The organism is Streptomyces sp. SID3343 (assembly GCF_009865215.1).
Taxonomy (GTDB): Bacteria; Actinomycetota; Actinomycetes; order Streptomycetales; family Streptomycetaceae; genus Embleya.
Window position 1 is genome coordinate 1 of record NZ_WWJX01000536.1, and the last position, 2612, is coordinate 2612.

Annotated in this window: 1 protein-coding gene; it reads right to left on the minus strand. The window is 73.3% G+C overall.

Translation table 11 applies throughout. From position 1 onward, the window contains the following. Positions 1-168 precede the first annotated feature (168 nt). A complete protein-coding gene (locus GT354_RS16680; RefSeq protein ID WP_161357095.1) occupies positions 169-1875 on the minus strand; it encodes an AAA family ATPase in 1707 nt (568 codons plus the stop codon). Positions 1876-2612 lie beyond the last annotated feature (737 nt).

Consider the following 2612-nt stretch of genomic DNA (forward strand, 5'->3'; position numbering starts at 1 on the left):
CCGGGACCGGGGCCGGGGACCGGAGCCGGGGACCGGAGCCGGGGACCGGAGCCGGGGACCGGAGCCGGGGACCGGAGCCGGGGACCGGAGACCGGAGCCGGGGACCGGGGCCGGGACCGGGACCGGGACCGGAGCCAGAGCCAGAGCCAGGGCCTGGGCGACTTGTCCTCAGCCCGCCGCCTCCCGCAGGGCCTGTTGCAGATGTGTGACGCGGTGGCGGGTGGGTTCTGCCGCGACCGCGGCGGCCAGCGCCGGGCCGGCCGCGTGGACGATCGAGACGTGCCGCTCGCCGCGGGTGACGAGGGTGTACATCAGAGCCCGCGTGTACGCTTCGGCTCCCTCCGCAGGCAACACCACGACCGCGCCGGGACGCCGGACGCCGAGCGACTGACGGGCGGTCAGGGCCCAACCGTGGCGCAGCGCCTCGGGCCGTAGCGCCTCCGGGGCGTCGCTGCCGAAGGACACCACCACCCGGCCGTCGGGAAGGGCCTCCCGAACAACGCCTTGCACCACGCCCGTTCCCCCATCCGGCGCGACCCGTACGACGCGGTCGCCCACGTCGATACCCGGTCCCGGGTTGAGCCTGGCCTTGAGCGCCACGTTGAGCGCGGTCGCACCTGCCGGACCAGTCGCGAGCGGGGCCACTACCAGTACATCGGCGGCCGCGATCCCGATCGCGCGCGGAATCGAGTCGGCGACGAGCTGGGCGCAGCGATGCGCCGCCTCCTCACCGGTCTGCGCGGGGACCAGCACGACGCGGCGGTCCGGATCCTGGATCGGCGGCAGCCTGCCGTCGCGAATGCCGTCGGCAAGCCCTTCGAGCGGCCCTTGCGGAACGACCGGGGCGACCAGCGCCCTCAGCATGCCGGTGGCCGCCAGGTCGGTGAACACCCGCCCGGGGCCGGTGGATTCGAGCCCTGCGGCGTCCCCTGCGAGCAAAAGGCGGGCGCCGTCCGGTACCGCTTCGAAGATCGCGGCGGCGGCCGTCACGTCGAGCAGCGTCGCGTCCGTGACCACAAGCAGATCGAGTTCGAGCGTACCGTCCGGTCCACGCTCCAGCGCGGCCAACTCCCGGAGCCCCAGGGCCCCTTCCCCCAGCCGACTACGACCGTCGGTGGTCGGGGCCACGAGCGCGACCCGTAGCCCGGCCGCCCGGGCGCTCGCGGCGGCGGCCAGTACGGCGGCCGGAGGCTCCTCGCCGGGGCCGGCCGCGTACAGCACGACGCCCGTCGTGTTCAGCGCCCGGTCGAGCTTGCCGTCACCGATCTCCGGCCAGGGCTCGACCGTGGACAAGAGACGAACGACAGCCTCGGCAATGGCCTCCTCGGCGAGCGCGTAGTCGTCCAAGGCCAACAAAACCCCACCTGCGGCCGCCAGTTCGTCGGGTTCCATGAACTCGTCGTCGAAGTCGTCGTCGAAGTCGCCGCCGTCGGGATCGCCGTCGGGGTGGTCCCCGCCGCCCTCGGTGTACTCGTCGGCTCCCCCCGCCGGCCCTGCCGCAGCGAAGGCCATCACGCGCCCCTCGGCGAGTATGGCCCGCAAGGCGGTATCCGGATCCCCCACCTCGAACCGCGCCAACGCGGTCCGAACGGCATCGGCCTCGATCGCGGTGTCCCCCTGCCGAGCCGCGCGCCGCAACAGCCACATCACGATGGCCCGGACACGCCGGGGATCCTCCGCCGCCCACGCCCCGGCAAGGGCCCCGCGCGCGTACAGATCCGCCTGCTCAGGCCCGAACCCGGGCACACCCAGCAAGGCCCAGGGGTCCCCCGCCAACAACTCGGCTGCGTCGGCGCCGAGCGCGGTCACCACTTGCGGAGCAACCCGCTCGGGCGCACCGGCCGCCACCAGCAGCCGACCGACATCAGCAACCACAGCCCCAAACGACCGCCGGGTGTCGGGCTCGCCCGCAGCACGCCGATGACCGGGACTGTCTCCTCCGCTTCCTCCGCTCCCGAACCGAGTGCCGGCGGTCACCGATCCCGACCCGGCATCAACTCGGATGCCCCCGGCCTCAGTCCCACGCGCGGTGTTGCCGGTCCCGGCCCCGCTCCCAGGCCCGCCATCACCGCCGGGGACAGCACCAACACCACCGAGAGCACCGCTCTCCCGCGCAGGTTCCGCCCCACCGAGAACACTGCTCTCCCCGGCTGAGTCCGCCGCCCCAGCGCTCGCCGCATTTCCGAGAGCACTGCTCTCCCGCGCAGGTTCCGCCCCACCGAGAACACTGCTCTCCCCGGCTGGCTCCGATGCCCCGGCACTCGCCGCATTTCCGAGAGCACTGCTCTCGCGGTTTCCCGCCGAGCGCGGAATCTCCCCTCCATCTTCGAGAGCACCGCTCTCGTCATCCGAACCTCTCCCAGGGTCGGCGGGCCGCTCCACTTCGAGAGCACTGCTCTCGCTTTCCCATCCTCGCGCACCGGTGGTTTCGCCTCCACCGGCACTTTCGAGAGCAGTGCTCTCGTCGCCTGGTTGGCCTGCAACGGGCACTCCGGCAACTCCGAGAGCACTGCTCTCACTGTCGGGACTGGAAACGCCCTCGCCCTGGCCCTGGCCTTGGCCCTGGCCCTGGCCCTGGCCTTGGCCCTGGCCCTGGCCCTGGCCCTGGCCCT